Origin of the sequence: Sphingomonas sp. Y38-1Y (assembly GCF_032391395.1) — a bacterium.
In the GTDB taxonomy this organism is placed as follows: Bacteria; Pseudomonadota; Alphaproteobacteria; order Sphingomonadales; family Sphingomonadaceae; genus Sphingomonas.
Genome location: NZ_CP135916.1, coordinates 3,190,150 through 3,214,741 on the forward strand (window position 1 = coordinate 3,190,150; position 24,592 = coordinate 3,214,741).

A 24,592-nucleotide genomic window follows, 5' to 3' on the forward strand; every position below is an offset into this window, starting at 1 on the left:
TCAGGCGGCCCGGTCGGCGGGCTCGGCGGCCCCGCAATAGCGCGTTACATAGGCGCCGTGCGCGGGCAGCGTCGCGACCGTCTGGGCCACGCGATCGCGCACCGAGGCCAGGAAGCGGGCGAGCTCGTCGTCGGTCAGCTTGGCGGCGATCGGGTGCCAGGACCGCGGCATGATCCCCTGCCCCATCATCACCTGCACCCAGCTGTTCTCGGCGAACAGCTCCTCGTTCTTGCGGAACACGCGGCCGGTCTCGCGGAACAGCGCGATCTTCTGCGCAAGCGTGTCTGGCACGTCCATTGCCGCGCACTGGCGCCAGAAGGGCGCGTCGCGGCGGTCGGTCGCCTTGTAGTGCAGGATCAGGAAGTCGCGGATCTGCACCATGTCGGTGAGCTGCTGCTCGTTGAACTCGGCCACGTCGCTGGGATTGACGGGGCCGAGCGGCAGCATCCGGATCAGCCGCAGGATCGCTCGCTGGATGAGGTGAATGCTCGTCGATTCGAGCGGCTCCATGAACCCGCCCGACAGGCCGATCGCGATGCAGTTGCGCATCCACTGCCGCCGCCGCGCACCGGTCACGAAGGACAGGTGATTGGGCTCGGTCAGCACCCGCCCCTCGACATTGCCGAGCAGGCGATCGAGCGCCTGGTCGCGGCTCAGGTAACGGCTGCACCAGACGATGCCGTTGCCGGTGCGATGCTGGAGCGGGATGCGCCATTGCCAGCCGGCATCATGCGCCATCGCGCGCGTGTACGGCGCCGGCGAGCCGACATTCTCGGTCTGGATGGCGATCGCGCTGTCGCAGGGCAGCCAATGCGTCCAGTCGTCATAGCCCGCGTGCAGCGCGCCCTCGATCAGCAGCGCGCGAAAGCCCGTGCAGTCGAGGAACAGGTCGCCCTCGACCCGCTGGCCGTCCTGAAGCCGGAGCGCGGCGATCTCGCCGCTCGCGCCGTCCAGCTCGACCTCAGCGATGCGGCCCTCGATCCGGCGCGTGCCGTCGCCCTCCGCCATCTTGCGCAGGAAGCGGGCATAGAGGCCGGAATCGAGCTGATAGGCATAGTTGAGCGCATTGTCGGGCAGATGCGCGAACCGCCCCTTCAGCGCGGCGACGAGTTCGAGACAATAATCGTCGTAGGGCGCCGCCTGGCCCCGTTCGAGCCCGCTCAGCCAGTAATGCTGGAAGCCGGCGGCCCAATGATCCTTGCCGGTCAGGCCGAAGGAGTGGAAATAGCGGTCGCTCCCGTCGCGCCAGCCGTCGAACAGGATGCCCAGCTTGAACGTCGCCTGCGTCGCGCGCATGAACTCGGCTTCGTCGATGCCGAGCAGGCGGTTGTAGGTGACGAGCGGCGGGATCGTCGATTCGCCCACGCCGACGGTGCCGATCGCTTCCGATTCGACGAGCGTGACCGTCACCGCGCGGCCCATGGTGCGCGCGATCGCGGCGGCGGCCATCCACCCTGCGGTGCCGCCGCCCGCGACGACGATCCGGCGCGGACTCATCGCGACAGCCTCCGCAGGAGATATGCCCGCAGCCTTCCGGCGACTTCGGCGGTCATCGAGCCGAGGATGCCGCGCGATCCCTCGGGGATGTGCGCCGCCGCATCGCCGCTCTCGAAGACATAGGCGTCGTACATCGCCCGCCAGTGCGCGCGCTGGTCGGCGGGCAGGTCGCGGATCGCCAGCATCGCGTGGTTGAGCGCATCCTGCGGGTCGCCCATCCAGCGCGGGCTGTCGCGCCACCAATAGTTGAGGAGGATGTTGAACGCCTCCAGCGCCTCGACATGATGCCACCACAGCGCGGGGATGTAGAGCGCGTCGCCCGCCGCCAGTTCCGCCACCTGCGCCGCCGCGAGCGCGTCGGCAAAACGCGGGAAGCGGTCGAGGTCGGGGGCGTGGAAGTCGACCATGCTGATCGCGCGGCCGGCGGGCGTGTTGTCGACGGGTCCCAGATAGAGGTTGGCGAACTGCTCGCGCGGGAACAGCGTGAAGCGCCGGCGGCCGGCCGCGACGCAGGCCAGATTGTGCGGCAGGTCGTTGTGCGCGGCGATGCGCGTGCGCGTGCCGATCCAGATGCTCGCGGTGGGCTGGCGGTCGCCCAGGTCGACATGGTTGGCGGCGTGGAGCCCGTCGAAATAGTCGTGAACGTCGATCGAACCGAGATAGATCGCCGGTCCGGCACCGCTCGCCTCGCCTTCCTCGATCCGGGCGAAGATCTCGGCCAGACCCGCGTTCATCATGCGGAAGTTCATCGCCATCGCGGCGTCGTAGAACAGCCGCCCGTCGCCCTCGCCGCCGACCGACACCGGGAAGGCGCGCTGGCGGGCCTGGGCGAGGAGATAACCGCGCGCTTCCGCCGCCGAACGCTGCGCCGCCTGAACGAGCGGCCAGTCGGCGACGAGGCCGCGGACGACGAACGGCGTCGTCGCTTCGCGCAGCGCCGCGTCGAGGTCGCCGGCCGCGATCTCGCGCACCGCGATCAGTGCCGCGAAGATGCCGGGATCGGCGTCAGCCACCGACAAGCCGGTTCTTGCGCGCGATCAGCCCGGACATGTTGGTGAGCGAGGCGAGCGCCATGAAGATCGGCATCAGATGCCCCTCGCCATGCAGCTCGCCCAGCACCGCGGCGTCGAGGCTGCGCAGCCGATCCTCGTCGATGACGTGATAGCCGATCAACCGGTGCTGCGCGCCGCTTTGTAGCGTGACGTCGAGCGTCAGCGGCTCGAGCAGCTCGTGCCGGCGGAGCGCCGCAAAGAAGGCGGGTGCGCGTGCATGGCCGCTGTCGAGCGCGCGCAGCTTCTCGATCGCGGCCTCCAGATAGGGCGTCGGCGCGCCGGCATCGTCGAAGACGCGGACGCCCGCCGGATCGATGCGCGCGCTGTCGGCGTCGAGATGGACCTGCCCCTGTCCCTCGGGCGTGCGGCCGATCAGGAAGGGGCGGATCTCCATCGAGAGCGGCAGCGCGCCGGCATCCCAGCGATCGCCCGCCAGATAGAGGTTCTCGCCGGTCTCGAACCCGAACAGCGCCAGCGCGTCGAAGCGGTCGGTGGCGAGGTCTAGGCGGAACAGGATCGGATAATCGTTCTGGACGCGCCGGAACTCGTCGGGAACGACCACCGCGCTCATGATCGCATCGCCCCACCCGGCGCCATGCTGGGTGGCGACGCGAAGCTCGCGGTGGTGGGCGGGATCGAGGATCGTGTGGTTGGCCATCATCGTGCTTTTGCGAGGGGCGGTGCGGCGCGCAAGCCGTCGAGATAGGCGCGCTGCGTCGGAAGGCTGGCGACGAGCGTGCGCGCGCGCTGGCGCTGCTGCGCGATCCGCGCGGCGACTTCATCGGCATCGGCCAGGCGCATCGCGCCCGATGCAGGCGGCGCCGCGCCCATGCCGTAGAGGACATATTGGTGGCTGGCGGCGGGAAACAGCTCGTCCACGGCGTCGAAGTCTGCAGGCATCGGCGGGCGATCGCGCCAGAGGTCGAGCCACTCGGCAAGCCGCGGGGGCACGCTCGCGGGATCGCGATGCGCCTGCCAGTAGGGTTCGGTGCGCTCGCTGAGCACATAATGAAGCTTCAGGAACTCGACGATGCGGTCCCAGCGCGCACGAAACCGTGCGTCGAAGCGGCGGGCGATCGCGGGTATCGCCGCGTCGCTTGCCGGAAAGTCGTCGATCAGCGCGTCGAGCGACAGTTCGATCAGCACGATCGCCGAGGCTTCGAGCGGCTCGAGGAACCCCGCCGACAGACCGATGGCGAGGCAGTTGCCGACCCAGAACCGCTCGCGATGGCCGGAGCGGAAGCTGAGCCGGCGAAAGGCGAGGCTTGCGGGATCGCAGTCGGGCGCGGTGCGCGCGAGATAGCCGGTCAGCACCGCCGCCGCCTGATCGTCGCTCATATGGGCGGCGGCATAGACGCAGCCGACGCCGCGGCGCGCGGGCAGGCCGACGTCCCAGATCCAGCCGGCCTCGTGCGCGGTCGCGTCGGTCTGTGCGGCGATCGGCGATCCGGGCGCGACCGGCACCTGCACCGCGAGCGCGCGATCGTTGAAGAGGATGTTCGACCGGTCGACAAAGGGCACGCCGCAATGGCCGCCGATCAGCAGCGCGGCATGGCCGGTGCAGTCGATGAACAGGTCGCCTTCGATTCGGCCATGCTCGCGCGTCTCGACCGCGGCGATGCGATCGCCGTCGCCCACCACGCGCTCGACACGGTCGGCGATGTGGCGCACGCCCAGCTTCTCGGTGGCATGGCTGCGCAGCAACGCGGCGAAGCGGCCGGCATCGAGATGATAGGCGTAGTTGAGCGCGCCGGCATAGTCGGGCATCGCCGACTGGCGCGGCGCGAGGCCGGCATCGCAGACCGCGGGCTGCGCGCAGACGGCATCGGCAAACGCGCCCTGTCCGCCCCAGGCGGCGGCCAGCGTCCTCGCCTCCCCCTCCACCGGCGGGGTGAAGGGGTGGTAATAGGCATCGCTGCCATTGCGCCAGCCGATGAAGCGCGATCCCTGCTTGAACGCGCCATCGCACGCGGCGAGGAAGTCGGGCTCGGCGATGCCGATCCGCGACAAAGTGCGGCGCATCGTCGGCCAGGTACCCTCGCCCACCCCGATCGTCGGGATGTCGGGCGCCTCGATCAGCGTGACGTCGAGCGCGGCCGGCGTGGCCGCGGCGGCAAGCCGGCACGCGGCCAGCCAGCCGGCGGTGCCGCCGCCGACGATCACGATCCGCTTCACCGGTTCCGCCACTGGCGTCCGCTCCTCATCGCCGCGACTGTGCCGCGGGGCGGCGACAAACGCCACCCCGCCCCCCTTGGCCTCTTAGAAGGTGAAGCGCAGGCCACCCATGTAGCGGGCGTATCCCGGCTGAGCGAAGGTCACGAAATTCTCCGACCGGCGATGCCCGCGGCGATTGGAGCCCGTGATGTTGATCCCTTCCGCGAACACCGTCAGCCCCCTGATGAACTCCCAGCTCGCGCTGGCGTCCACCTGGCCGTAATCCTCGACATAGGTCGGATCGAACGCGCCGCCGGCATAGAAGCCCTCGCGCCAATTGTACGCGACGCGGGCCTGGATGCCGTTCTTATCATAATAGGCGACGGCGTTGGCGGTGTCGCTCAGGCCGACCAGCGCGAACTGGCCTTCGTTGGGGTCCAGCGCATTGTCGTACTGCGTGTCGCCGTTGACGATCGTGTAGTTGAGCAGGACGCCGAAGCCCGTTTCCCAGAACCGGTGCTGGATGGCGAATTCCCAGCCGTTGATGTTGGCGGTCTGATCGCTGTTGAAGGGCTGGGTGATCTGGAAGTTGAACAGGTCGTCTTCGGGCAGGCCGAAGATGTTGCCGGTCAGATAGGTCTGGCCGCCTGCCTCGGTCGTGCCGGTGACCTGCGACGAGGTGGGATAGGTGCGCAGGATATAGTCGCGGATGCGCACCGCATCGGTGGTGCCGAGCGCCGCCACCGCCGCGCGATAGCGCGGACCCGACCCCGGGTTACGCAGCCCGAATGCGGACTGGTCGACCTGGGTGTTGCCGATGAAGTTGCTGACATCCTTGTTGAAATAACCGACCGAGATGTAGCTTTCGCGGGTGTAGTACCACTCCGCCGACAGGTCGATGTTCTTCGCCTTGTAGGGGACGAGGTTGGGGTTGCCGAGCCGCCCGGTGCCGCCGCCGATGCGCGGGTTCGAGTCGAGCTCGAGACCGCCCTGAAGGCTGGCATAGTCGGCGCGGGTGATGGTGTGGCTGTACGACGCGCGCAGCTTGACGTTGCGCACGGGCTCGATGTCGAAGTCGATCGCGGGCAGCCAGTTGGCGTAATTGCCACGGAACGTCGTGAACGCGGATTCGGGCGCGTAGGTGAGCGCGAACTCGTTGGCGCCCGTCCAGCGCGTGCCGGTCGGCACCGGCACCAGCGCCGAGGAATTGACGTTGGTCTGATCGTAGCGGACGCCGGCGATGATGTGCGCGGGATTGCCCGCCACGTCGAAGCTCGCATTCGCCTGGATGAAGGGCGAGATCGTCTTCTCGCGGATGCGCCGGTCGACGGTGTAGTTGGCCAGGCAGGTTCCCGGCTGGACCGTCCCCGTCTGCGGGTTCGAGCAGATATTGTACTGCCCGCGCAGGAACTCGGCCATCTGCTCGAAATTGAACGTGTAGATGGCGGGCGGCAGGCCGTCGCTGCCGCTGAAGCCCTTGAACTTGTCGGGCAGGCTCACCCGGTTGAAGAAGTCGTCGGGCACCGCCGCGGCGCCGAACGACTGGCCGCGCGGATCGACGCCGCCCCAGGTCTCGTTCTGGATGAAGCCGTAGGCCGAGCGGACATTGTTGTCGACGAACGAGAAGCCGGCGTCGATGCTGTCGAGGAAGCCGCCGTCATGATCGTAATGACCCTTCAGCTGCACCTGATCGATCGTGTCCTTGAAGTACGCGTTGCGGAACGCGTTGCCCGTCGGCGTGATGAGCGCCGGGTTGAGCGGGTCGATCCCCGGATACATGTCGTAGCTGATGACCGGCAGCTTGCCGGTGAAATCGACGCGCTGCGACCGTACGCCGAAGATCGCGCCGCCGATCGAGGTGCTGGTGCCGTATTCGTTGGTCGGCTTCGACTCGGCGGTTGAGTGGTGGACGTCCAGAGACACGGTGACGCCGCCCGGCGCATCCCAGGTGAGATTACCGCCCAGCGACTTGTTGATCGACTTGTTGGCGGTCAGCGACTGCGAATAGGACAGGTCCTTTCCAGGATCGAACTGCTCGGCATAGAAGACCGGGCCGGCAACGGGGCCGTCGGTCCACTCGCTGGACGTGTTGCCGAAGTTGAACCAGATGCCGACGCTGCTGTCGCGCACCTCGACCCGGTTGGACGAATAGGTGAAGTCGACCGTGGCGGTCAGCGTGTCGGTCGGCTTGGCCTGAAGCACGACCTGGCCGTTGATGCGCTCGCGATCGATGTCGAGCAGGTCGTAGGCGGCGCTTTGCGGCACTTCATAGACGTCGGTCGGGCCGGGGCGATTGGTGATCCGCTCCGATCCCGGCGTGCCCGGCTGCGGCAGCGTGCCCCAGTTGTTCTCGGACCCCAGGAACCCGTCGCGGAAGCCGACGCTGGCGGAGTTCACGCTCGCCTTGCGGCGCTGGTAGGTGCCCGACAACAGGATGCCGAACGTGTCGTCGCCAAAGGTCTTCGAAACGATGCCCGACACTTCGGGCGTGATCGGGTTGCCCTCGTTGCGCGAGGTGTCGAGCACCCCTCGCGCCGCGACCGAGCCGCGGAAGCCGGGGCGGTCGAGCGGGCGCGGCGTGCGGATGTTGATCGTCGAGCCGATGCCGCCAGAGGGGACGGCGGCGCGGCCGGTCTTGTAGACCTCGACCGCGGCGATGCCTTCGGACGCGAGATTGGCGAAGTCGAACGAGCGTGAGTTCGGCGCGCTGGCACCGTCGCCCAGCGTCGAGGTCGGCATCTGGCGACCGTTCAGCGTGACGAGGTTATATTCGGGGCCGAAGCCGCGGACGGTGACGGTCGAACCCTCGCCGTTCGAGCGGTCGATCGACACGCCCGTGATGCGCTGAAGCGATTCGGCCAGGTTGGTGTCGGGGAACTTGCCGATATCCTCGGCCGAGATCGCGTCGACGACGCCCTGCGCGTTGCGCTTGATGTCGACCGCTTCGCGCAAGCTGGCGCGGATGCCGGTCACGACGATGTCGTCTCCGGGCTGCTCGGGCGACGCGGCGTCCTGAATTTCGGAAGGTCCGGGGGCGCCGACCGTGGCCGCGGCGTCCTGTGCATTGGCGACCGCGGGCACCAGGCCCAGCACCAGCAACGAAGCCCCAGTCGCGAAACGCGAAATCATGCGAGCATGCGTGCTCAACATCCCGTCCTCCCCCTTTTCAGCGTGCCAAGCGCACGTCTCTGAGAACGTTCACTCAGCCGGATTATCGTGGATGTCAAGCGCGCTAGCCGCCGCGGACGGATGTTAGCGGTAAAATTGTGAACGTTCTCCGGCGGCGTTGCCGAGCGGCAACTTCCTACAGGCAATTGCCGGTGGCGCAGGCGGCCAGGATCACGCCGGCCACGGCCACGGGGTAGAGCGCGAACGGTGCGGTCGCCAACAACCACCAGGCGTTGTGGCGCCTGATCGCGAGCACCGTACACGCGACCCACACCGCCACCGCGACCCAGACGAGCCACGCCCAGCCACCGAAGGCGAGCTCGAGCCAGCCATGCTCCAACTGCGTTTGCCAGACCGGCACTATCGCTGCGATCACCACCGGTGTGATCGTCAGCAGCAGGGATGGCCGGTCAGTCGCGCCGCTCATGAACTCGTTCGCTTCCTCGTCTTGGAAACGGTCGTCTCGTAGGATTTCAGCAGGCCATCCAGAGACGACGCGTTCCAAGAGGCACCCGACCACGCAGTCGATACCGTTTCGATCCGAGAAGCCGTAAGGCGAGGCAATGGCAGCGCCCTCCCCCGTTCCGGCACACCGATCCGCGGCGTTCCTCGGCCTGTATGCGCTGGCGAGCGCCGGCGGGACCGTGGCGTGGCTGCCGTTGTTCACGCTTCTGCTGCCGATGCGAATCGAGGCGGTGGCGGGGGACGCGCGGATCGGGCTGGCCACCTTCGTTGCGGTCGCCGGCGCGATCGTCGCGAGCGCGGCGAACATCGCCGCCGGCTGGGCAAGCGACCGATCGGTCGAGCGCGGCGGTGGACGGCGGCGGTGGGTGGCGGCGGGACTCGCGGCGCTCGTCCTGGCCTATCCGATGATCGCGCTCGCCGCGACGCCGGTCGCGATCCTCCTTGCGGTGCTGCTCGTCCAGGTCGCGGTCAACCTGCTGCTCGCGCCGCTCCTCGCGATCATGGCAGACGAGGTGCCCGACGCGCAGATCGGTTTCGCCAGCAGCCTGCTCGCGTTCGGCGCGCCGCTCGCCTCGGCGTTCCTGGCGCTGCTGGTGGCGATGCCGGACCTCGGCATGGCCACGCGATTGATGGTGGTGCCGGTGGCGGCGATCCTGCTGACCGCGCCGTTCCTGATCCTGAAGGCAGCGCCGCGTGCGGGCGAGCCGGTGCGGTCCACCCCGCCCCCACCCCGCGACCTTGCCATTGCCTGGTTCGCGCGGCTGCTGGTGCAGATCGCGGGCAACGTCGTCGCGCTCTATCTCTTCTATTATCTGCGCGGTGTTGCGGCGGGCCAGTCGGCGGAGAGCGTGGCGGCGCGGACGGGCCAGCTGCTGACGATCGTCAACCTGCTGGCGATCCCGGCGGCGCTGCTGTGCGGGCGACTGTCGGATCGCACCGGGCGGCGGCGGACGATCCTGTTCGGCGCAGCGGCGGTCGCGGCGGCGGGGCTGGTGGCGATGGGGACGGCCGATCACTGGCTGGCGGGTGCGATCGGCTATGCGGTGTTCGCGATCGGATCGGCGGTGTTCGTCGCTCTCCACGCTGGCTTCGCGATGCTGCTGCTGCCGAGCGCACGGCGGCGCGGCCGCGACCTGGGGTTTCTCAACCTCACCAACACCGCGCCGTCGATCATCGGCCCGCCGATCGCGTGGCTGCTGATCGGGCCGGAGGGGTTCGGCACCGCGCTGATCGCGCTCGCCGCGCTCACCCTGGCGGGCGGCGCGGCGATGCTGGCGGTGCGGGGAAGTTAACCCTTGCGGCTGGCCTCGAACAGGAACCAGGCGCGCTCCTCGGCCTGGTCGGTCCAGTCGTCGAGGATGCCGCTGGTCGCGTTGTCCTTGGCCTCGTCGACGATGTCCTTGGCCTCGCGCAGCAGCGCGACGAGTTGGAGATTGTCCTCGCGCAGCTCCGCCAGCATGTCGGCGGCGGGGACGAAGTCGGCGTCATTGTCCTTGATCGACTGGCGCCGTGCGATGTCGCCGATCGAGCGCAGCGTCGTGTTGCCGGTCTTGCGCACGCGCTCGGCGATCGCGTCGGTGGTGGCGAGGATCTGTGCCGCCTGATCGTCGAGCATTAGGTGATAGTCGCGGAAGTGCGGACCGGAGACGTGCCAGTGGAAGTTCTTGGTCTTGAGATACAGCGCATAGCTGTCGGCCAGGATGCCGTTCAGCGCATCGGCGACGGTCTTGGCATCGTTCGACTGGAGATCGGTTGGCGTCTTGAGCGCGGGGGCGGGATTGTCGGCCATGAGGGGCTCCTTCGGGCAAGGTCGGTTCGGCTGCATAACGAGCTTGCCCGGCGATTTCTCCCCGGCGCTTGGACGCAATCCTCGATCGCGGTGATCGATCAGATCAGCCGTAGCGCGCCCAGCGCGGTAACGATGCCGGCGATCAGCAGCAGCGCGCCGCCGACCGCACCGATGGCCCTGAGCGGCAGGCGGCGCCATGCGCGCTCGCCCAGCATCGCTGCGGCAACGCCGGCGACCGCGGCGCCGGCGGCGGCGCCGATCCCGGCCAGGATCGGGCTCGACCCCGCCGCCGCCGCGCCGAACGCGACGAACTGCACGCGTTCGCCAAAGGCCAGGATGAAGGTGCCCGCCAGCGACGTGGCGAAGGCTCCGATCGTCCAGCCCTCAAGCCGGTCGCGCGGCGGCTTGGCCGGCATCAGCGCGCCTGCGCCCGCAAAGATCAGCGACAGGGCGAGCAGCAGGCTGCGCGCATTGGAATTCATCAGGTCGCGCACGGCCAGCGCCCCCGCCACCGCGATCGCCATCACCGCCGCCTGCGCCAGGACGATGCCGGCGAGCACGCCCGCGCGCGGGCCGAAGCGCTCGCCCAGGATCGCCGCCAGCCATGCGGGCCGGTCGACCGCACCGGCAAGCAGCGCGGCGACAAGGGCGGTGAGCAGGCTGTCCATCGCCGTTCCCCTGCCCCGGCGCGACTTGCAAAGCCGTTAAGTCGGCGACCGACGCTTGACGCCCGCGCGGGAATCATGCATGCGCCGCGGCCTGACGGCGGCGCGTGCGCGTGCCGCCTTTCGCTTTTTTGCTGTTACGGGAATTGGGCCATGGCCAAGCCGACCACTGTCAAGATCCGGCTGGTGAGCACCGCCGACACCGGTTTCTTCTATGTCACCAAGAAGAATCCGCGCAACCAGACCGAGAAGATGAGCTTCCGCAAGTACGATCCCGTCGCGCGCAAGCACGTTGAGTTCAAGGAAGCCAAGATCAAGTAATCGCTGCGGCGGCGCGCCGCGCCGCCCGTTGCGTTGCTTCGGCATGGCGGGCCGCCCCCATCGGGCGCGCCCGCTTTTTGCATGCGCGCGTCAGGCGGCGGCGGCACCCGGCTGGGCGATCTCGACCAGGTGGAGATAGCGCGGCTCGAACTCGCCCGCCGCGCGCAGCCCTGCCCGATCGACGATCTGGACCTGTCGTCCCCGCCGCGCGATCAGCCCGTCATCCTCCAGGCTGCGAAGCATCCGGTTGACGTGGACGGGCGTCAGGCCAGTCACGTCGCCCAGTTGCTCCTGCGTCCAGGGCAGCAGCAGCGTGTCGGGCGCCGCCAGCCCCACCGCCTGAGACCGGACCGCCAGTTCGCACAGCACATGCGCGACGCGCGTCCGCGCGTCCCGACGGCCCAGATTGGTCATCCATTCGCGCGCGATCGAGGCCTCGACCAGCGCCTCCGTCCACAGCGCCCTGCCGAAGTCGCGATGCTCCAACGCGAGGTCGCGCAGGATGTCGCGCTCGATCGCGGCGACGCGCAGCGGCGTCAGCGCCTCGACATCATGGTCGGCGATGTCGAGGAACAGGTGAGCCAGGTCGAGGAAGTCGCCGCGGATCTCGATCGCCGCGATCTGTCGTCCGCCCGACCGCGTCGTCTTGCTGCGGATCGCCACGCCGTCGAGGACGATGCTGCACTGAGCGGCCGGCGGGCCGCCGTCACGGACGATCTGCGCGCCGGCCGGAATGTCCCGGAACACGAACGGTGCGGTCTCGATCGCGACGCAGGCCGCCTGCGACAATTGCGATCGCAACTTGAGCTTCGTGAGGACGAGAGAGTGGACGTTCACCGGCGATCCTTCGACTGCGCTGACATGATGACGCATGGGTAACGAAATAGCTCCGATCCCAACATTGTATAGATTGGCTCTTGGGCCGGGGTCGCTGTTCAGGCCGCGCCTGCGAGCGCCTTTTGACGGCGACGCTGAACCGAGCTGCCGATCCCCATCGACTCGCGATACTTGGCGACGGTACGCCGGGCGATGTCGAAGCCCTTGGCGTTGAGCAGCTCGACCAGCGTGTCGTCGGACAGGATCTTGCGCGGGTCCTCCGCGGCGATCAGCGCCCGGATCGCGCTCTTGACCGCCTCGGCCGACACCGCGTCGCCGCCATCGGCCGACTGGATCGCGCTGGTGAAGAAATATTTGAGCTCGAACAGCCCGCGCGCGCAGCTCAGATATTTGTTGCTGGTGACGCGGCTGACGGTCGATTCGTGCATCTCGATCGCCTCCGCCACGCGCGCGAGCGTAAGCGGGCGCAGATGCGCGACACCGGGAGGAAGAACGCCTCCTGTTGCTTCACGATCTCGCTCGCGACCTTGATGATCGTCCGCTGGCGCTGGTCGAGCGCCTTGACCAGCCAGTTGGCGCTGGCGAGGCAGTCGGACAGCCAGGACTTGCCCGCCTTGTCCTTGCCCGCGCTCCCCGACAGCTCGACATAATAGGCGCGGTTGACGAGCACGCGGGGCAGCGTCGCTGCGTTGATCTCGACCGCCCAGCCCGAACCGCGCCGCGCGACGAACAGGTCTGGCGTGACGCTCTGCACCGGATCGCCGCCATAGCGGCAGCCGGGCTTGGGATCATAATCGCGAAGCTCGCGGATCATGTCCGCCATATCCTCCTCGTCGACACCGCAGATACGGCGAAGCTGCGCGATCTGGCCGCGCGCGAGGAGGTCGAGATTATCGATCAGCCGCGCCATCGCGGGATCGTAGCGATCGGCATCCCTGGCCTGGAGCGCGAGGCATTCGGCGAGGTTGCGCGCACCGACTCCGGTCGGGTCCAGCGTGTGGATGACGCCCAGCACCCGCTCCACGTCGACCAGCGGCACGCCCAGCCGCTGCGACACGTCGAGCAGGTTGGCAGTCAGGTATCCGCACTCGTCGATCTGATCAATCAGGTGCGCGGCGACGAACAGGTCGCCGCCGGACAGCACAGCCCCCGCCTGCGCGAGCAGATGGTCCTGAAGGCTCTCGCCCGCGGCGGCGAAGCTGTCGAAGTCGAGCCCCTCCCCCTCTCCGCCCCCCGAACCCGTGCCGGCCATGCCGAGGCCGCCGTCGAGCCCGCCGACCGAATCGCTGGCGCTATCGTGATGGAAGGACTCGGTGCCAAGGTCGACGTCCAGGCTCGCCTCGCCCGACCCGGCACCCATCGCCAGCAGCTCGTCGGCCTGAGCGGGCTCGTCACGCGCGGCGGGGGCGTCGTCCGGCGCCTCGCGCTCGCCGCCGCTACCGCCATCATCCTCGCGCATGGCTTCGAGCAGCGGGTTCTTCTCGATCTCCTCGGCGAGAAAGCCCTCCACCTCCAGGTTCGACAGCGCGAGCAGGCGGATGGCCTGCTGCAGCTGCGGCGTCATGACGAGCGATTGCGTCTGCCGCAAGTCGAGGCGCGGGGCGAGGCTCATGCGACGGCCACCGACGCTCTCCCCTTCCCGGAAGGGAAGAGTGCACGTTGCGCCAAGAGGGAAACGCCCGACATCGCCCTACAGCGAGAAGCTCTCGCCCAGGTACAGGCGGCGGACATTGGCGTCTGCGACGAGTTCGGCGGGGCTGCCCGTGAACAGCACGCGGCCGTCGTAGATGATGTACGCACGATCGACGATTTCCAGCGTCTCGCGCACATTATGGTCGGTGATGAGCACGCCGATGTCGCGTTGCTTCAGATCCTTCACCAGGTCGCGGATGTCGGCGATCGAGATGGGATCGATGCCCGCGAACGGCTCGTCGAGCAGCATGATCGACGGGTCGGCGGCGAGCGCGCGGGCGATCTCAGCGCGGCGGCGCTCACCGCCCGACAACGCCATTGCGGGCGCATCGCGCAGGCGGGTCAGGCCGAACTCGTCGAGCAGCCGGTCGAGCTTGGCCTGGCGCGCGGCCTTGTCGGGCTCGGCGAGTTCGAGCACGGCGGAGATGTTCTTCTCGACCGTCAGCCCGCGGAAGATCGACGTTTCCTGCGGAAGATAGCCGAGGCCCAGGATCGCGCGGCGATACATCGGCAGCGCGGTGATGTCCTCGCCATCCAGCATGATGCGGCCCGAATCGGGCTTCACCAAGCCCATGACCGAATAGAAACTCGTCGTTTTGCCCGCACCGTTGGGGCCGAGCAACCCGACCACCTCGCCGCGCGCGACGTTCATCGACACGTCGGTCAGGACGACGCGCTTGTCATACGCCTTGGCAATGGAAACGACCGCCAGCCCGGTGTCGCTGGGCACTTCGACGACGGTCGGCACGGCCTCGATCGTGGTGACGTCGTCCATGGCTATTGTCGCGGCTCCCGTTGAAGGCCGCCTTTTCGCGCCTTTCCTGCCGCTTGGCAAGGTTCGTGCATAGCTTTGCGGAAGAGCGTTGCGGATGGGCGGCAGCATGAAAAAGGGGCCGGTCTCCCGGCCCCTCCATCGATCAGCGATGCAGCTTCGTTCAGCCGAGCTCGGCCTTGAGCGCGTCGACCAGGTCGGTGCGCTCCCAGGTGAAGCGATCGCCCTCTGCCTTGCGGCCGAAATGGCCATAGGCGGCGGTGGGCTGATAGATCGGCTTGTTCATGCCGAGATGCGTACGGATGCCCTTCGGCGTCAGGCGAACGAGCTTGGGCAGCACCGCCTCGATCTTCGACTCGTCGACGGTGCCGGTGCCGTGCGTGTCGACATAGAGCGACAGCGGCTCGGCGATGCCGATCGCGTAGGACAGCTGGATCGTGCAGCGCTTGGCGAGGCCCGCCGCGACCACGTTCTTGGCGAGATAGCGCGAAATGTACGCAGCCGAACGGTCGACCTTGGTCGGATCCTTGCCGCTGAACGCGCCGCCGCCATGCGGGGCCGCGCCGCCATAGGTGTCGACGATGATCTTGCGACCCGTCAGGCCCGCGTCGCCGTCTGGCCCGCCGATCTCGAACAGCCCGGTCGGGTTGACGTAGATCTGCGAGGGATCGGTCGGCATCCAGCCGCTGGGCAGCACGTCCTCGAACACCGACAGGACATAGTCGCGCAGCGTACGCTGGCCCGCGTCGTTCGACAGCGCCTTGGTATGCTGGGTCGAGACGACGAGCGCGGTCGCGCCGGTCGGCACGCCATTCTCGTACTTCAGCGTCACCTGGCTCTTGGCGTCGGGCTCGAGGAAGTCGACGACGCGGGCGTGGCGGTCGGCGGCCATCTTCTCGAGGATGCGGTGCGAGTAATAGAGCGTCGCCGGCATCAGGTCGGGCGTCTCGTCGCACGCGAAGCCGAACATGATGCCCTGGTCGCCGGCACCCTCGTCCTTGTTGCCGCTCTCGTCGACGCCCTGCGCGATGTGCGCGGACTGGCCGTGGAGGTGGCAGGCGAAGTCGGCGGTCTGCCAGTGGAAGCCGTGCTGCTCGTAACCGATGCGGCGGACGGTATCGCGCGCGGCCTGCTCGATCTCGGCCAGGCTGGGGAACGCGTCCTCGCTGGCGCGCACTTCGCCCGCCAGCACGATGCGCTGCGTCGTCACCATCGTCTCGCACGCCACGCGCGCGACCGGATCGCGCGCCAGGAACAGATCGACGACCGCGTCGGAAATCTGGTCGGCGACCTTGTCGGGATGGCCTTCGCTGACCGACTCGGAGGTGAAGAGGTAATTGTCGCGCATGCTTTCCCCGTGGGTTGGCACCGGCGCAGGGGCCGGACTTCAAGATATAAAGCTATGGTTATATCGGCCCTAGCCCGCACGGCGGCGGATGGCAATCGCCACCGCCAGCATCGCGAGCGCGACGATCAGCGCGGCGAGGTTGCCGACGCGGGCGAAGATCGTCGGCGGCAGCGCCCCGGGGATCGGCACCTCGATCGCGCCCGCGCGCCGCATCCCGATCGTCGCCACCAGCCGTCCCTGCGCATCGATCACCGCCGAGATGCCGGTCGGGGTCGAGCGGATCACGGGCAACCCCTCCTCGATCGCGCGCAGCCGCGCCTGCGCCAGATGCTGCGGCGGGCCCCAGGCACCGAACCAGGCGTCGTTGGAGGGATTGAACAGCATGTCCGGCCGGTTCGCGCGATCGACGACTTGGCCGGAGAAGATGATCTCGTAGCAGATCTGCATGCCGACGACGCCGAAGCCGGGCACCTCGATCGTCCGCGGTCCCGGTCCCGGCAGATAGTCGATCTCGCCCGCGACCAGCCGCGACAGGCCGATCGGCTCCAGGATCGAGCGCATCGGCAGATACTCGCCATAAGGCACCAGATGAGCCTTGTCGTAGCGGACCGGCCCCAGCTTGCCCGCCGGATCGAGCGCGAAGATCGCGTTGCCGGCGCCAAGCAGCTTGCCCTGGGGATCGAACTCCAGCGCGGTCGAGCCGATCAGCGCCATGTCGCGCGGCCCTAGCAGCGCGGCGATGCGCCCGCGCGTCACCGGCGCCGTGCCCTTATAGTACCAGTCGGCGGGATAGCCGTCCTCGAGGTAGAAATTCACCGCGCCCTCGGGCCAGACGATGAGGCGCGGGTGGCGCTGCGGCCGGCCCGACTGGTCGATCATCGCCTCCAGGATGCGCAGGTCGTAATTGCCGTCCTGCATCGCCTCCTGGCCCACATTGGGCTGGACGACGCGGACGCGCGGCGTGTCGGGACCACTGCGCACCGGCAGCGGCTGGGCGGAGGCGAAGATGCCCGCGAGCAGCAGCCCGGCGGCGGCGACCAGCGGCATCCGCCAGCGCCGCCAGCCGACCAGCAGCATCAGCGAACCCGCGATCGCGACGGTGATCCCCGACAGTGCATAGGTGCCGACGAACGCACTCACGCGCGCGATGCTGATGAGCGGCAGCCAGATGACCGCCACGGGGTTCCAGGCATAGCCGGTGAACATCGTCGCGCGCAGCCATTCGGTGGCGATCCACGCGGCGGCGAAGACGAGGACGTAGCTGCCGCCCGGCGCCGTCGTCCCGTCACCCGCCGAGCGCGGGCTCGCCAGCCGCCAGGCGAGCCCGGCCGCCATCGCGGGATAAACGGCGAGATAGAGCGCGAGCAGGACCACCGCGATGTAGCCGAGCACCGGCGGCATCTTGTCCTGATAGTCGAAGGCGTGCTGGATCCAGTTGTTGCCGACGGTGAAATGCGCGACGCCAAACGTCCAGCCGCGCAGCAGCGCCGCCTTGAGGCTGGGCGCCTCGTGGACGAGCCACGTCAGTACCGCGAGCGCGGCGATGGTGACGGGAAAGAGCTGGAGCGGTGCGAAACCGGTTGCGGACAGCGCTCCAGCGACGAGGAGAGTCCAATAGGGGCGTTGCGCGAAGCGGCTCATCTATCATCCGTTCGTTTCGAGCGTAGTCGAGAAACGCTGATTACGCGGTTTTTGGCCGTTTCTCGACTTCGCTCGAAACGAACGGCCGAGGAGGGCGACGAGGAGCGTGATTTAGCCGCAACCTTCCCCCCTCCCGCCTGCGGGAGGGGTTGGCGGAGGGCCTGGCCGCGAGCGCCAACGCTTAAGAAGAAGGCCCTCCCCTAGCCCCTCCCGCAGGCGGGAGGGGGATTGACTTGCATTCATCCTTCGACGGGCGTTTCCACGCCGAGCTGCCAGAGCACGAAGGCGTTCTCCTCCGCCGCTTCCTTCAGGCTCTCCCAGCGGCCCGACTTGCCGCCATGCCCCGCGCCCATCTGAGTCTTGAGCACGAGGATGTTGTCGTCGGTCTTCATCGCGCGGAGCCTGGCGGCGAACTTGGCCGGCTCCCAATAGGTGACGCGCGGGTCGTTGAGTCCGCCGCCGATCCAGAGTGGCGGATAGGCCTGTGCCTTGACGTTGTCATAGGGGGAGTAGCCGCGGATCAGCTCGAATGCCGCTGCATCCTCGATCGGGTTGCCCCATTCGGGCCACTCGCCCGGCGTCAGTGGCAGCGCGGCATCCATCATCGTGTTGAGCACGTCGACGAACGGCACGTCGCAGACGACCACGCCCCATAGATCGGGATCGGAGTTGATGACCGCGCCCATCAGCTCACCGCCAGCCGACCGCCCGGCGATCGCGATGTTGCCGGCCGAGGTGAAGCCGCGCTCGATCAGCCCCTTCGCCACGTCGACGAAGTCGTTGAACGTATTGGTCCGCTTCTCGAGCTTGCCGTCCAGATACCATTGCTGGCCGAGGTCGTCGCCGCCGCGGATGTGCGCGATCGCGAACGCGACGCCGCGGTCGAGGAAGCTCATCCGGCTGGTCGAGAAGCCCGGCGGCACGGCATAGCCATAGGCGCCGTAAGCATAAAGGTAGAGCTTGCCCGACCCGTCGCGCGGGAAGTCCGCGGGATAGACGATCGAGCACGGCACCTCGGTCCCGTCGCGCGCGGTGATCTTCAACCGCTCGGTCGCATACTTGGCGGGATCGTAGCCGGAGGGGATCTCCTGGACCTTGAGCACCTCAAGCTCGCCGGTGCCGACATGATAGTCATAGACGGTGCCCGGGGTGACCATCGATTCGTAACCGAGCCGCAGCGTCTGGACCGCATATTCCGGATTGTCGCCGACCCCCGCGACATAGCTGGCCTCCGGAAACGGAATGCGCGTCGGCTCGCCGCCCGAATAAGGATGGAGCTCGATCTGATCGAGCCCGTCCTCGCGCCCCTCGACCACGAAGAAGTCGCGGAAGCAGGCGACGTCGGTCATGTAGAATTGGCGGCTCGGTGCGATGCGCTCGATCCATTCGGACGGCTTGTCGAGGCTGGCGGTTACCAGCCGGAAATTGGGATCGACGTCGTTGGTGTGGATGAAGAGCGTGCCGTCGTGCTCGTCGACATCATATTCGCGACCGACCTGTCGCGGCGCGACGCACAGCAAGGGCGCGGTCACGTCGTCGGCGGGGAGGAGATAGACTTCGCTCGTCACATGATCGCCCGCGGCGATGACGATGAAGCGCTGCGACTGGGTCTCGCTCACCCCGACGCGAAAGCCCTCGTCGGCCTCGCGATACAGTTCGGTCTCCTCCGTTTTACCCAGCCGGTGGAGCATGACGCGGTCGGTGCGCCAATGCTCGTTGGCCGGCGTGTAGAGCAGGCCTGTGCCGTCAGCGGTCCACACCAGCGCGCCGAGCGTGCCGGGGATCACGTCGGCCAAATGCTCGCCGGTCGCCAGATCCTTGATCCGCGCCTCGAACCGCTCCGACCCGTTGTCGTCGATCGCATAGGCCATCAGCCGCCCGTCGCGGCTGATCGACAGCGCGCCCAGGCGGAAATATTCCTTGCCCTCGGCGAGCGCTGGTTCGTCCAGGATCAGCTCGTCGGCGCCGCCCGCGACCGGTTTGCGCCACCAGCGCCGATACTCGCCGCCCTCCTCGAAATCGGACCAGTAGAACCAGTCGCCATCCTTTTGCGGGACGGTTGCCTCGTCCTCCTTGATCCGGGCGCGCATCTCCTTGAACAGCGTGTCGGCGAGCGGCTTCAGCGGCCCCATCACCGCATCGTGATATTCGTTCTCGGCCTCCAGATAGGCGAGCACGCCCTTGTCGGTGACCTCCGGATAGCCGGGGTCGCGCAGCCACGCATAGGGATCGTCGATCGTGTGGCCATGGGCGGTGAAGCTGTGCGGACGCTGCGCCGCGATGGGCGGCTGGGGGAGAGCGGTCATGCCCTTCCCTAGCCGCGGGCGTCACGCCGCAGCAAGGGGACGATCACCGCCATCAGCAGCGCCATCGCCGCGATCGCCGCAGCGCTCGTCGCCGGATCCTCGACGACGAAGGCGATCGCGAGCGCCAGGTTGATCGCGCCCGAGACGAGCGCCGGCAGCGGGAACAGCGGCATCCGCCACGGCCGCTGGAGACCGGGCTCGCGCCGCCGCACGACGATCGCCGCCACGTTGACCGCCACGCCCACCAGCGCGAGCAGCACGACGCTGAACGCGAGCAGCGTCTCATAGACGCCGACCAGCGCCAGCAACGCGCCGCCGATCGCGGTGGCGGCGAGCGCCGCGCGCGGCGTCCCGCCCTCCGCCACGCCCGCCAGCGAGCGCAGGTCGAAGCCGCGCCCGATCGCGAACAGGATACGCGGCAGGAACATCAGCATCACGCCCAGGATCGTGACGAGCGACACCAGCGACACCACGGTCATCGCCGTGTCCGCCCGCGCGCCGAGCACGCGCCCGGCGGCATCAGCGGCGACCAAAGTCGAGGTCGCCATCTCGGCCGGCGTCAGCACGTGGAGCATCGCGGCATTGAGGCCGACGAACACCGCCGTTACCAGCGCGATGCCGATGAAGGTGCCGCGCACCAGCTGCCGCGGATTGCGCAGTTCCTCGGCGAAATAGGCGGCGCCGTTCCAGCCATAATAGGTGCCATAGATCGCCCGGAACGCGCCGATCGCCGCGACCAGCGTGATCGCGCCGCCCTGAACCGGCTCGGCCGCGACAGCATCGCCGCGCGCGAAGGCGAGCGCGGCGATCAGTGCGAGGAACAGCACCGCCTTGATCGCGCTGCCCACCTCCTGCGCCGCCGCTGCCGCGCGCGTGCCGCGCCATTGCAGCGCGAACATCGCCGCGATCATCAGCACCGACACGACCGGGATCGGCAGCCCGCCATCGGCGCCCAGCCGGTGGAGATATTCGGCGAACACGACGGCGATGAACGCGACCGCGCCCAGATTGCCCAGCCAGTCGGCAAGCCCCGCGGCCAGCCCCGCCACCGGCCCGAACGCGCGCCGCACGAATGCGTAGGGCCCACCCGCCTCGCCGATCGAGGTCGCCAGCTCGACCGTGGAACAGGCATCGACCGCGGCAATCAGACCGCCCGCCAGCCACAACAGCAGCATCAACTGTGCGTCCGGCACCGACGCGGCGACCAGGCCGGGCGTGCGCAGGATGCCCTGCCCGATCGTCCCGCCGACCACCGCCGCCACCGCAAACGCCGCGCCCAGCACGCGCAGCAATCTCGTCCCGCTCATCGGCCGTCCCCCTGCCTCGACTTAGGCTGCGTGGCGGCGGTAAGGGAAGCGGCAAAGGAGCATCCCCCATGTCGACCCATGCCGATCGCCTCGCCGCGCTTCGCGAACAGCTTGCCCGCCAGTCGCTCGACGGCTTCGTCGTGCCGCTGACCGACGAGCATCTGTCCGAATATGTTGGCGCCTATGCACAAAGGCTCGCTTGGCTGACGGGGTTCGAGGGGTCGGCGGGCACGGCGGTGGTGCTGCCGGCGGAAGCGGCGATCTTCACCGACGGGCGCTACACGATCCAGGTGCGCGAGCAGGTGTCGGCCGATCACTGGGCCTATGTCGGCGTGCCCGCGACGAGCGTGTCGGGCTGGCTGGCCGAACACGCGCCTGAGGGTGCGCGGATCGGCTACGATCCCTGGCTGCACACCCGCGCCTGGGTGGAGGAAGCGCGCCGCGCGCTGGCGGCCAAGGGCGCCGAGCTGGTGGCGATCCCGGCCAACCCGATCGACGCGGTCTGGGCCGAGCAGCCGAGCCCCTCGCCCGCGCCGATGTCGGCTTATTCCGACGCGCTTGCGGGCCGCAGCTCGGCCGACAAGCGCGGCGAGATCGCGCAGTGGCTGGAGGACAAGCGCGCGGATGCGGTGGTGCTGTCGGCGCTCGACGCCATCGCCTGGGTCTTCAACGTCCGCGGCGGCGATGTCGAGAGCACGCCCGTTGCACTCGCTTATGCCATCGTCCACGCCGACGCGACCGCCGACCTCTTCGTCGCCGAGAGCAAGCTGACCGACGAGGTTCGCCGCCATTTGGGCAACGCCGTCCGCCTTCATGACCGGGCGGCGTTCGGCGATGCGCTCGGCAACTTAGCGGGCAAGCGCGTCGTCGCCGATCCGGCGGGATCGGTCGCGGCGGTGTTCGACGCGCTCGACGCCGGCGGCGCGACCGTCGTGGCGATGCGCGATCCGGTGACGCTCGCCAAGGCGATCAAGAACGCCGCCGAGATCGCCGGCCACGACGCCGCCCAGCTGCGCGACGCGGGCGCGATGGTGCGCTTTCTCAAGTGGATCGAGTCGGAAGCGCCTAAGGGCGACCAGACCGAGCTCTCCGCCGCCGCGAAGCTCCGCGAGTTTCGCGAGGGGACCGGCGCGCTGCAGGACGTGTCCTTTTCTTCGATCTCCGCGACCGGTCCGCACGGGGCGATCCCGCACTATCATGTGACGGAAGAGTCCAACCTGCCGATCGAGCGCGGGCAGCTGTTCCTAATCGATTCGGGCGGCCAGTATCTCGACGGCACCACCGACATCACCCGCGTGGTGCCGGTGGGCGATCCGACCGCGGAGATGCGCGATCGCTTCACGCGCGTGCTCAAGGGGCACATTGCGCTCGCCGTCGCGATCTTCCCCGAGGGGACGGTAGGCGCGCAGCTCGACAGTTTAGCGCGCCGGCCTTTGTGGGAAGCGGGGCTCGACTATGCGCATGGCACCGGCCACGGCGTCGGCGCCTATCTGTCCGTGCATGAGGGGCCGCAGCGCATCGCCGCGCCCAACTATCCCGGCGGCGGACCGGCCGAGCCGCTGAAGGCTGGCATGATCCTGTCGAACGAGCCGGGCTATTACAAGGCGGGCGATTACGGGATTCGTATCGAGAACCTGATCCTGATCGAACCGCGTGAGGTGCCGGGCGCGGACCGGGCGATGCTCGGTTTCCGCACGCTCACCTTCGTGCCCATCGAACGCGACCTGATCGAGCCGGCGCTGCTGACGCCCGAGGAGCGCGGGTGGCTGGACACGTACCATTTCGAGGTGCTGGCGAAGGTCGGCCCGACGCTGGATGCGGAGCATCGGGCCTGGCTCGAGGCAAAGTGCGCGCCGATCGGTTGATCTACTCCGTCACCCCGGGCTCGACCCGGGGCACCCCTACCCCCGTTCGTGCTGAGCCTGTCGAAGCACGTGTCGCAAGCGGTCCGCCTGTTACACGTCCTTCGACAAGCTCAGGACGAACGGTGGAAGTTTGGCCGTGCTCCCGTGAAGGCGGGAGTCCAGAGCCAAGCAGCGTTGTCGCCTGTGACCCTGGGCTCCCGCCTCCGCGGGAGCACAACTCAGCCCAGCGCCCGCCGGATCAGCGCTTCGGTCGATGCGTCGAGGTCCTGGTCGCCCGCATCCGCCGCGCGCGCCATTTCCTTGCCGAGCTCGACCCCGAACTGATCGAACGCGTTGATGCCGAGGATCGCGGCGTTCACGAACGTGCGGTGCTCGTAAAAGGCGATCAGCGCACCCAGCGTCCGCGGGTCGAGCGTGTCGAGCAGCAGCGTCGAGGACGGCCGGTCGCCCGGATAGGCGCGCGCCGCATCCTCATGCCCGCGGCCCTTCATCAGCGCCGCGCCTTGCGCGAACGCGTTGAGCAGGAGCTGGCGGTGATGCTGCTCGTCCTGCGTGTCCGCCGCCTCGATCACCGCGAGGAACTCGACGGGCACGACGTGCGTGCCCTGGTGGAGGAGCTGGAACACCGCATGCTGCGCGTCGGTGCCGACGCCGCCCCAGATGATCGGCGCCGACGGGCGATCGAGCGGCACGCCCTCCGCAGTCACGCCCTTGCCGTTCGATTCCATCTCCAGCTGCTGGAGATAGTCGGGCAGCAGACGCAGCCGCTCGTCATAGGCGAACACCGCGCGGGTCGAGAGGCGGCGGACCTGCGTGTAATAGAGGTCGGCAAAAGCGGCGAGTACCGGCGCGTTCTCGGCAGGCTCGGCGAAGCGGAAATGGCGGTCCATCTCGGCCGCGCCCTCCAGCAGTTCCTCAAACGCGTCCCAGCCGAGTGCCATCGCCGCGGGGAATCCGATCGACGACCATAGCGAATAACGGCCGCCGACGCTGTCGCTGAACGGCAGGATGCGCGTCTCGTCGACGCCCCATTCGACCGCCTTTTCGGGGTTTGCGGTCAGCGCGATCACGCGGCCATAAGGATCCTCGACCCCCGCCTCGGTCATCCAGGCGAGCGCGCTTTCGGCGTTGAGCATCGTCTCGGTCGTGGTGAAGGTCTTGGACGCGACCGCGATGATCGTCGCGTGCGGATCGAACTCGGCCATCGCCGCCTCGATCGCCAGGCCGTCGACGTTGGAAACGATCGCGACGTCGTAGTGCATTCCCTCCTGCCCCAGCGCGCCGACGAGCAGGTCGGGGCCGAGCGCCGAGCCGCCGATGCCGATGTGGAGCACGTGCTGGATCGGGCCGAACGCTTCCGCCTCGATCGCGTCGATCACCGCGCGCATGCGGGCGTGCTGCGCCTTGGCGCGCGAGACGCTGTCGGCCGCGCCCTCGCCGCGTTCGGCGGTATGCTCGACTGCGCGGCCTTCGGTCACGTTGACGACGTCACCGGCGAACAGCGCGTCGCGCTTGGCCTTGAGCCCCGCTTCCTCCGCCAGCGCGGCGAAGTCGGCGATCAGCTCGGGCGTCAGGTGCGTCTTCGACCAGTCGAAATGGATGCCGGCAAGGTCGAGGGTCAGCGCGTCGAGGCGATCGCCCTTCTCGAAGAGCTCGTTCAACGTGGGCCGCGGCGCGGCTTCGATCTTCGACCAGTCGGGCATGGGCTTCTCC

18 protein-coding genes and 1 pseudogene are annotated in these 24,592 nt (G+C 68.4%); 3 read left to right on the forward strand and 16 right to left on the reverse strand.

The genetic code is table 11. The features are described from left to right. The 6 genes from RS883_RS15160 to RS883_RS15185 all read right to left on the reverse strand — a co-directional run bounded on the left by RS883_RS15160 (position 1) and on the right by RS883_RS15185 (position 8,247). On the reverse strand, positions 1 to 1,497 hold the full coding sequence (locus RS883_RS15160; protein ID WP_315761017.1) for a tryptophan halogenase family protein: 1,497 nt from the start codon (positions 1,495 to 1,497) through the stop codon (positions 1 to 3). Then, complete coding sequence (locus tag RS883_RS15165) at positions 1,494 to 2,510, reverse strand: cupin-like domain-containing protein (RefSeq protein ID WP_315761018.1); 1,017 nt, start codon at positions 2,508 to 2,510, stop codon at positions 1,494 to 1,496. The genes RS883_RS15160 and RS883_RS15165 overlap by 4 nt, the downstream gene beginning before the upstream one ends. Beyond that, the gene (locus RS883_RS15170) at positions 2,503 to 3,207 is read right to left on the reverse strand and encodes a SapC family protein (RefSeq protein ID WP_315761019.1); all 705 of its coding nucleotides are present in this window, start codon (positions 3,205 to 3,207) and stop codon (positions 2,503 to 2,505) included. The genes RS883_RS15165 and RS883_RS15170 overlap by 8 nt, the downstream gene beginning before the upstream one ends. Beyond that, complete coding sequence (locus RS883_RS15175; protein WP_409977420.1) at positions 3,207 to 4,736, reverse strand: tryptophan halogenase family protein; 1,530 nt, start codon at positions 4,734 to 4,736, stop codon at positions 3,207 to 3,209. The genes RS883_RS15170 and RS883_RS15175 overlap by 1 nt, the downstream gene beginning before the upstream one ends. A gap of 72 nt (positions 4,737 to 4,808) precedes the next feature. Then, positions 4,809 to 7,832, reverse strand: coding sequence for a TonB-dependent receptor (locus RS883_RS15180; RefSeq protein ID WP_315761021.1), 3,024 nt, complete (start codon positions 7,830 to 7,832; stop codon positions 4,809 to 4,811). Between the two features lie 175 nt (positions 7,833 to 8,007). Further along, on the reverse strand, positions 8,008 to 8,247 hold the full coding sequence (locus RS883_RS15185; protein WP_315761022.1) for a hypothetical protein: 240 nt from the start codon (positions 8,245 to 8,247) through the stop codon (positions 8,008 to 8,010). A 187-nt stretch (positions 8,248 to 8,434) separates the two neighbouring features. On the opposite strand from RS883_RS15185, the gene RS883_RS15190 reads away from it, so the two are divergent. Next, positions 8,435 to 9,628 carry an MFS transporter gene (locus RS883_RS15190; RefSeq protein WP_315761023.1) on the forward strand — a complete coding sequence of 398 codons (1,194 nt, stop codon included), beginning with the start codon at positions 8,435 to 8,437 and terminating at the stop codon, positions 9,626 to 9,628. Here RS883_RS15190 and RS883_RS15195 read toward each other — a convergent pair. Beyond that, the gene (locus RS883_RS15195) at positions 9,625 to 10,125 is read right to left on the reverse strand and encodes a DNA starvation/stationary phase protection protein (protein ID WP_315761024.1); all 501 of its coding nucleotides are present in this window, start codon (positions 10,123 to 10,125) and stop codon (positions 9,625 to 9,627) included. The two genes, RS883_RS15190 and RS883_RS15195, sit on opposite strands and share 4 nt — an antisense overlap. Before the next feature lie 98 nt (positions 10,126 to 10,223). Beyond that, positions 10,224 to 10,793, reverse strand: coding sequence for a hypothetical protein (locus RS883_RS15200; protein WP_315761025.1), 570 nt, complete (start codon positions 10,791 to 10,793; stop codon positions 10,224 to 10,226). 150 nt (positions 10,794 to 10,943) lie between these two features. Here RS883_RS15200 and rpmG point away from each other — a divergent pair, with 150 nt between their 5' ends. Next, the gene (gene rpmG, locus RS883_RS15205) at positions 10,944 to 11,111 is read left to right on the forward strand and encodes a 50S ribosomal protein L33 (RefSeq protein ID WP_315761026.1); all 168 of its coding nucleotides are present in this window, start codon (positions 10,944 to 10,946) and stop codon (positions 11,109 to 11,111) included. Between the two features lie 90 nt (positions 11,112 to 11,201). On the opposite strand, the gene RS883_RS15210 is transcribed toward rpmG, so the two are convergent. From RS883_RS15210 to RS883_RS15240, 7 genes and pseudogenes are all read right to left on the reverse strand, one after another. Next, the gene (locus RS883_RS15210) at positions 11,202 to 11,948 is read right to left on the reverse strand and encodes a Crp/Fnr family transcriptional regulator (protein WP_315761027.1); all 747 of its coding nucleotides are present in this window, start codon (positions 11,946 to 11,948) and stop codon (positions 11,202 to 11,204) included. A gap of 98 nt (positions 11,949 to 12,046) precedes the next feature. Next, positions 12,047 to 13,560, reverse strand: a pseudogene (gene rpoN / locus RS883_RS15215) (RNA polymerase factor sigma-54). A gap of 78 nt (positions 13,561 to 13,638) precedes the next feature. Continuing rightward, complete coding sequence (lptB, locus tag RS883_RS15220) at positions 13,639 to 14,415, reverse strand: LPS export ABC transporter ATP-binding protein (RefSeq protein WP_315761028.1); 777 nt, start codon at positions 14,413 to 14,415, stop codon at positions 13,639 to 13,641. Positions 14,416 to 14,575: 160 nt separating this feature from the next. Next, on the reverse strand, positions 14,576 to 15,760 hold the full coding sequence (gene metK, locus RS883_RS15225) for a methionine adenosyltransferase (RefSeq protein ID WP_315761029.1): 1,185 nt from the start codon (positions 15,758 to 15,760) through the stop codon (positions 14,576 to 14,578). Positions 15,761 to 15,829: 69 nt separating this feature from the next. Then, positions 15,830 to 17,401 carry an apolipoprotein N-acyltransferase gene (lnt, locus tag RS883_RS15230; RefSeq protein ID WP_315761030.1) on the reverse strand — a complete coding sequence of 524 codons (1,572 nt, stop codon included), beginning with the start codon at positions 17,399 to 17,401 and terminating at the stop codon, positions 15,830 to 15,832. A gap of 239 nt (positions 17,402 to 17,640) precedes the next feature. Continuing rightward, a complete protein-coding gene (locus RS883_RS15235; RefSeq protein ID WP_315761031.1) occupies positions 17,641 to 19,707 on the reverse strand; it encodes a S9 family peptidase in 2,067 nt (688 codons plus the stop codon). A gap of 8 nt (positions 19,708 to 19,715) precedes the next feature. Next, a complete protein-coding gene (locus tag RS883_RS15240) occupies positions 19,716 to 21,014 on the reverse strand; it encodes an APC family permease (RefSeq protein ID WP_315761032.1) in 1,299 nt (432 codons plus the stop codon). A gap of 68 nt (positions 21,015 to 21,082) precedes the next feature. Here RS883_RS15240 and RS883_RS15245 point away from each other — a divergent pair, with 68 nt between their 5' ends. Then, the gene (locus tag RS883_RS15245; protein WP_315761033.1) at positions 21,083 to 22,879 is read left to right on the forward strand and encodes an aminopeptidase P family protein; all 1,797 of its coding nucleotides are present in this window, start codon (positions 21,083 to 21,085) and stop codon (positions 22,877 to 22,879) included. A gap of 218 nt (positions 22,880 to 23,097) precedes the next feature. On the opposite strand, the gene pgi is transcribed toward RS883_RS15245, so the two are convergent. Next, positions 23,098 to 24,582 (reverse strand): glucose-6-phosphate isomerase, encoded by a 1,485-nt coding sequence (gene pgi / locus RS883_RS15250; protein WP_315761034.1) that lies wholly within the window; start codon positions 24,580 to 24,582, stop codon positions 23,098 to 23,100. Positions 24,583 to 24,592 lie beyond the last annotated feature (10 nt).

Bases quoted from the DNA above. Each gene is read 5' to 3' on its own strand.
- rpmG (WP_315761026.1), top strand. From the start codon at position 10,944: ATGGCCAAGCCGACCACTGTCAAGATCCGGCTGGTGAGCACCGCCGAC.
- lnt (WP_315761030.1), bottom strand. From the start codon at position 17,401: ATGAGCCGCTTCGCGCAACGCCCCTATTGGACTCTCCTCGTCGCTGGA.
- RS883_RS15235 (WP_315761031.1), bottom strand. From the start codon at position 19,707: ATGACCGCTCTCCCCCAGCCGCCCATCGCGGCGCAGCGTCCGCACAGC.
- RS883_RS15180 (WP_315761021.1), bottom strand. From the start codon at position 7,832: ATGATTTCGCGTTTCGCGACTGGGGCTTCGTTGCTGGTGCTGGGCCTG.
- RS883_RS15170 (WP_315761019.1), bottom strand. From the start codon at position 3,207: ATGGCCAACCACACGATCCTCGATCCCGCCCACCACCGCGAGCTTCGC.
- lptB (WP_315761028.1), bottom strand. From the start codon at position 14,415: ATGGACGACGTCACCACGATCGAGGCCGTGCCGACCGTCGTCGAAGTG.
- RS883_RS15195 (WP_315761024.1), bottom strand. From the start codon at position 10,125: ATGGCCGACAATCCCGCCCCCGCGCTCAAGACGCCAACCGATCTCCAG.
- RS883_RS15245 (WP_315761033.1), top strand. From the start codon at position 21,083: ATGTCGACCCATGCCGATCGCCTCGCCGCGCTTCGCGAACAGCTTGCC.
- RS883_RS15160 (WP_315761017.1), bottom strand. From the start codon at position 1,497: ATGAGTCCGCGCCGGATCGTCGTCGCGGGCGGCGGCACCGCAGGGTGG.
- pgi (WP_315761034.1), bottom strand. From the start codon at position 24,582: ATGCCCGACTGGTCGAAGATCGAAGCCGCGCCGCGGCCCACGTTGAAC.
- RS883_RS15240 (WP_315761032.1), bottom strand. From the start codon at position 21,014: ATGAGCGGGACGAGATTGCTGCGCGTGCTGGGCGCGGCGTTTGCGGTG.
- metK (WP_315761029.1), bottom strand. From the start codon at position 15,760: ATGCGCGACAATTACCTCTTCACCTCCGAGTCGGTCAGCGAAGGCCAT.
- RS883_RS15200 (WP_315761025.1), bottom strand. From the start codon at position 10,793: ATGGACAGCCTGCTCACCGCCCTTGTCGCCGCGCTGCTTGCCGGTGCG.
- RS883_RS15190 (WP_315761023.1), top strand. From the start codon at position 8,435: ATGGCAGCGCCCTCCCCCGTTCCGGCACACCGATCCGCGGCGTTCCTC.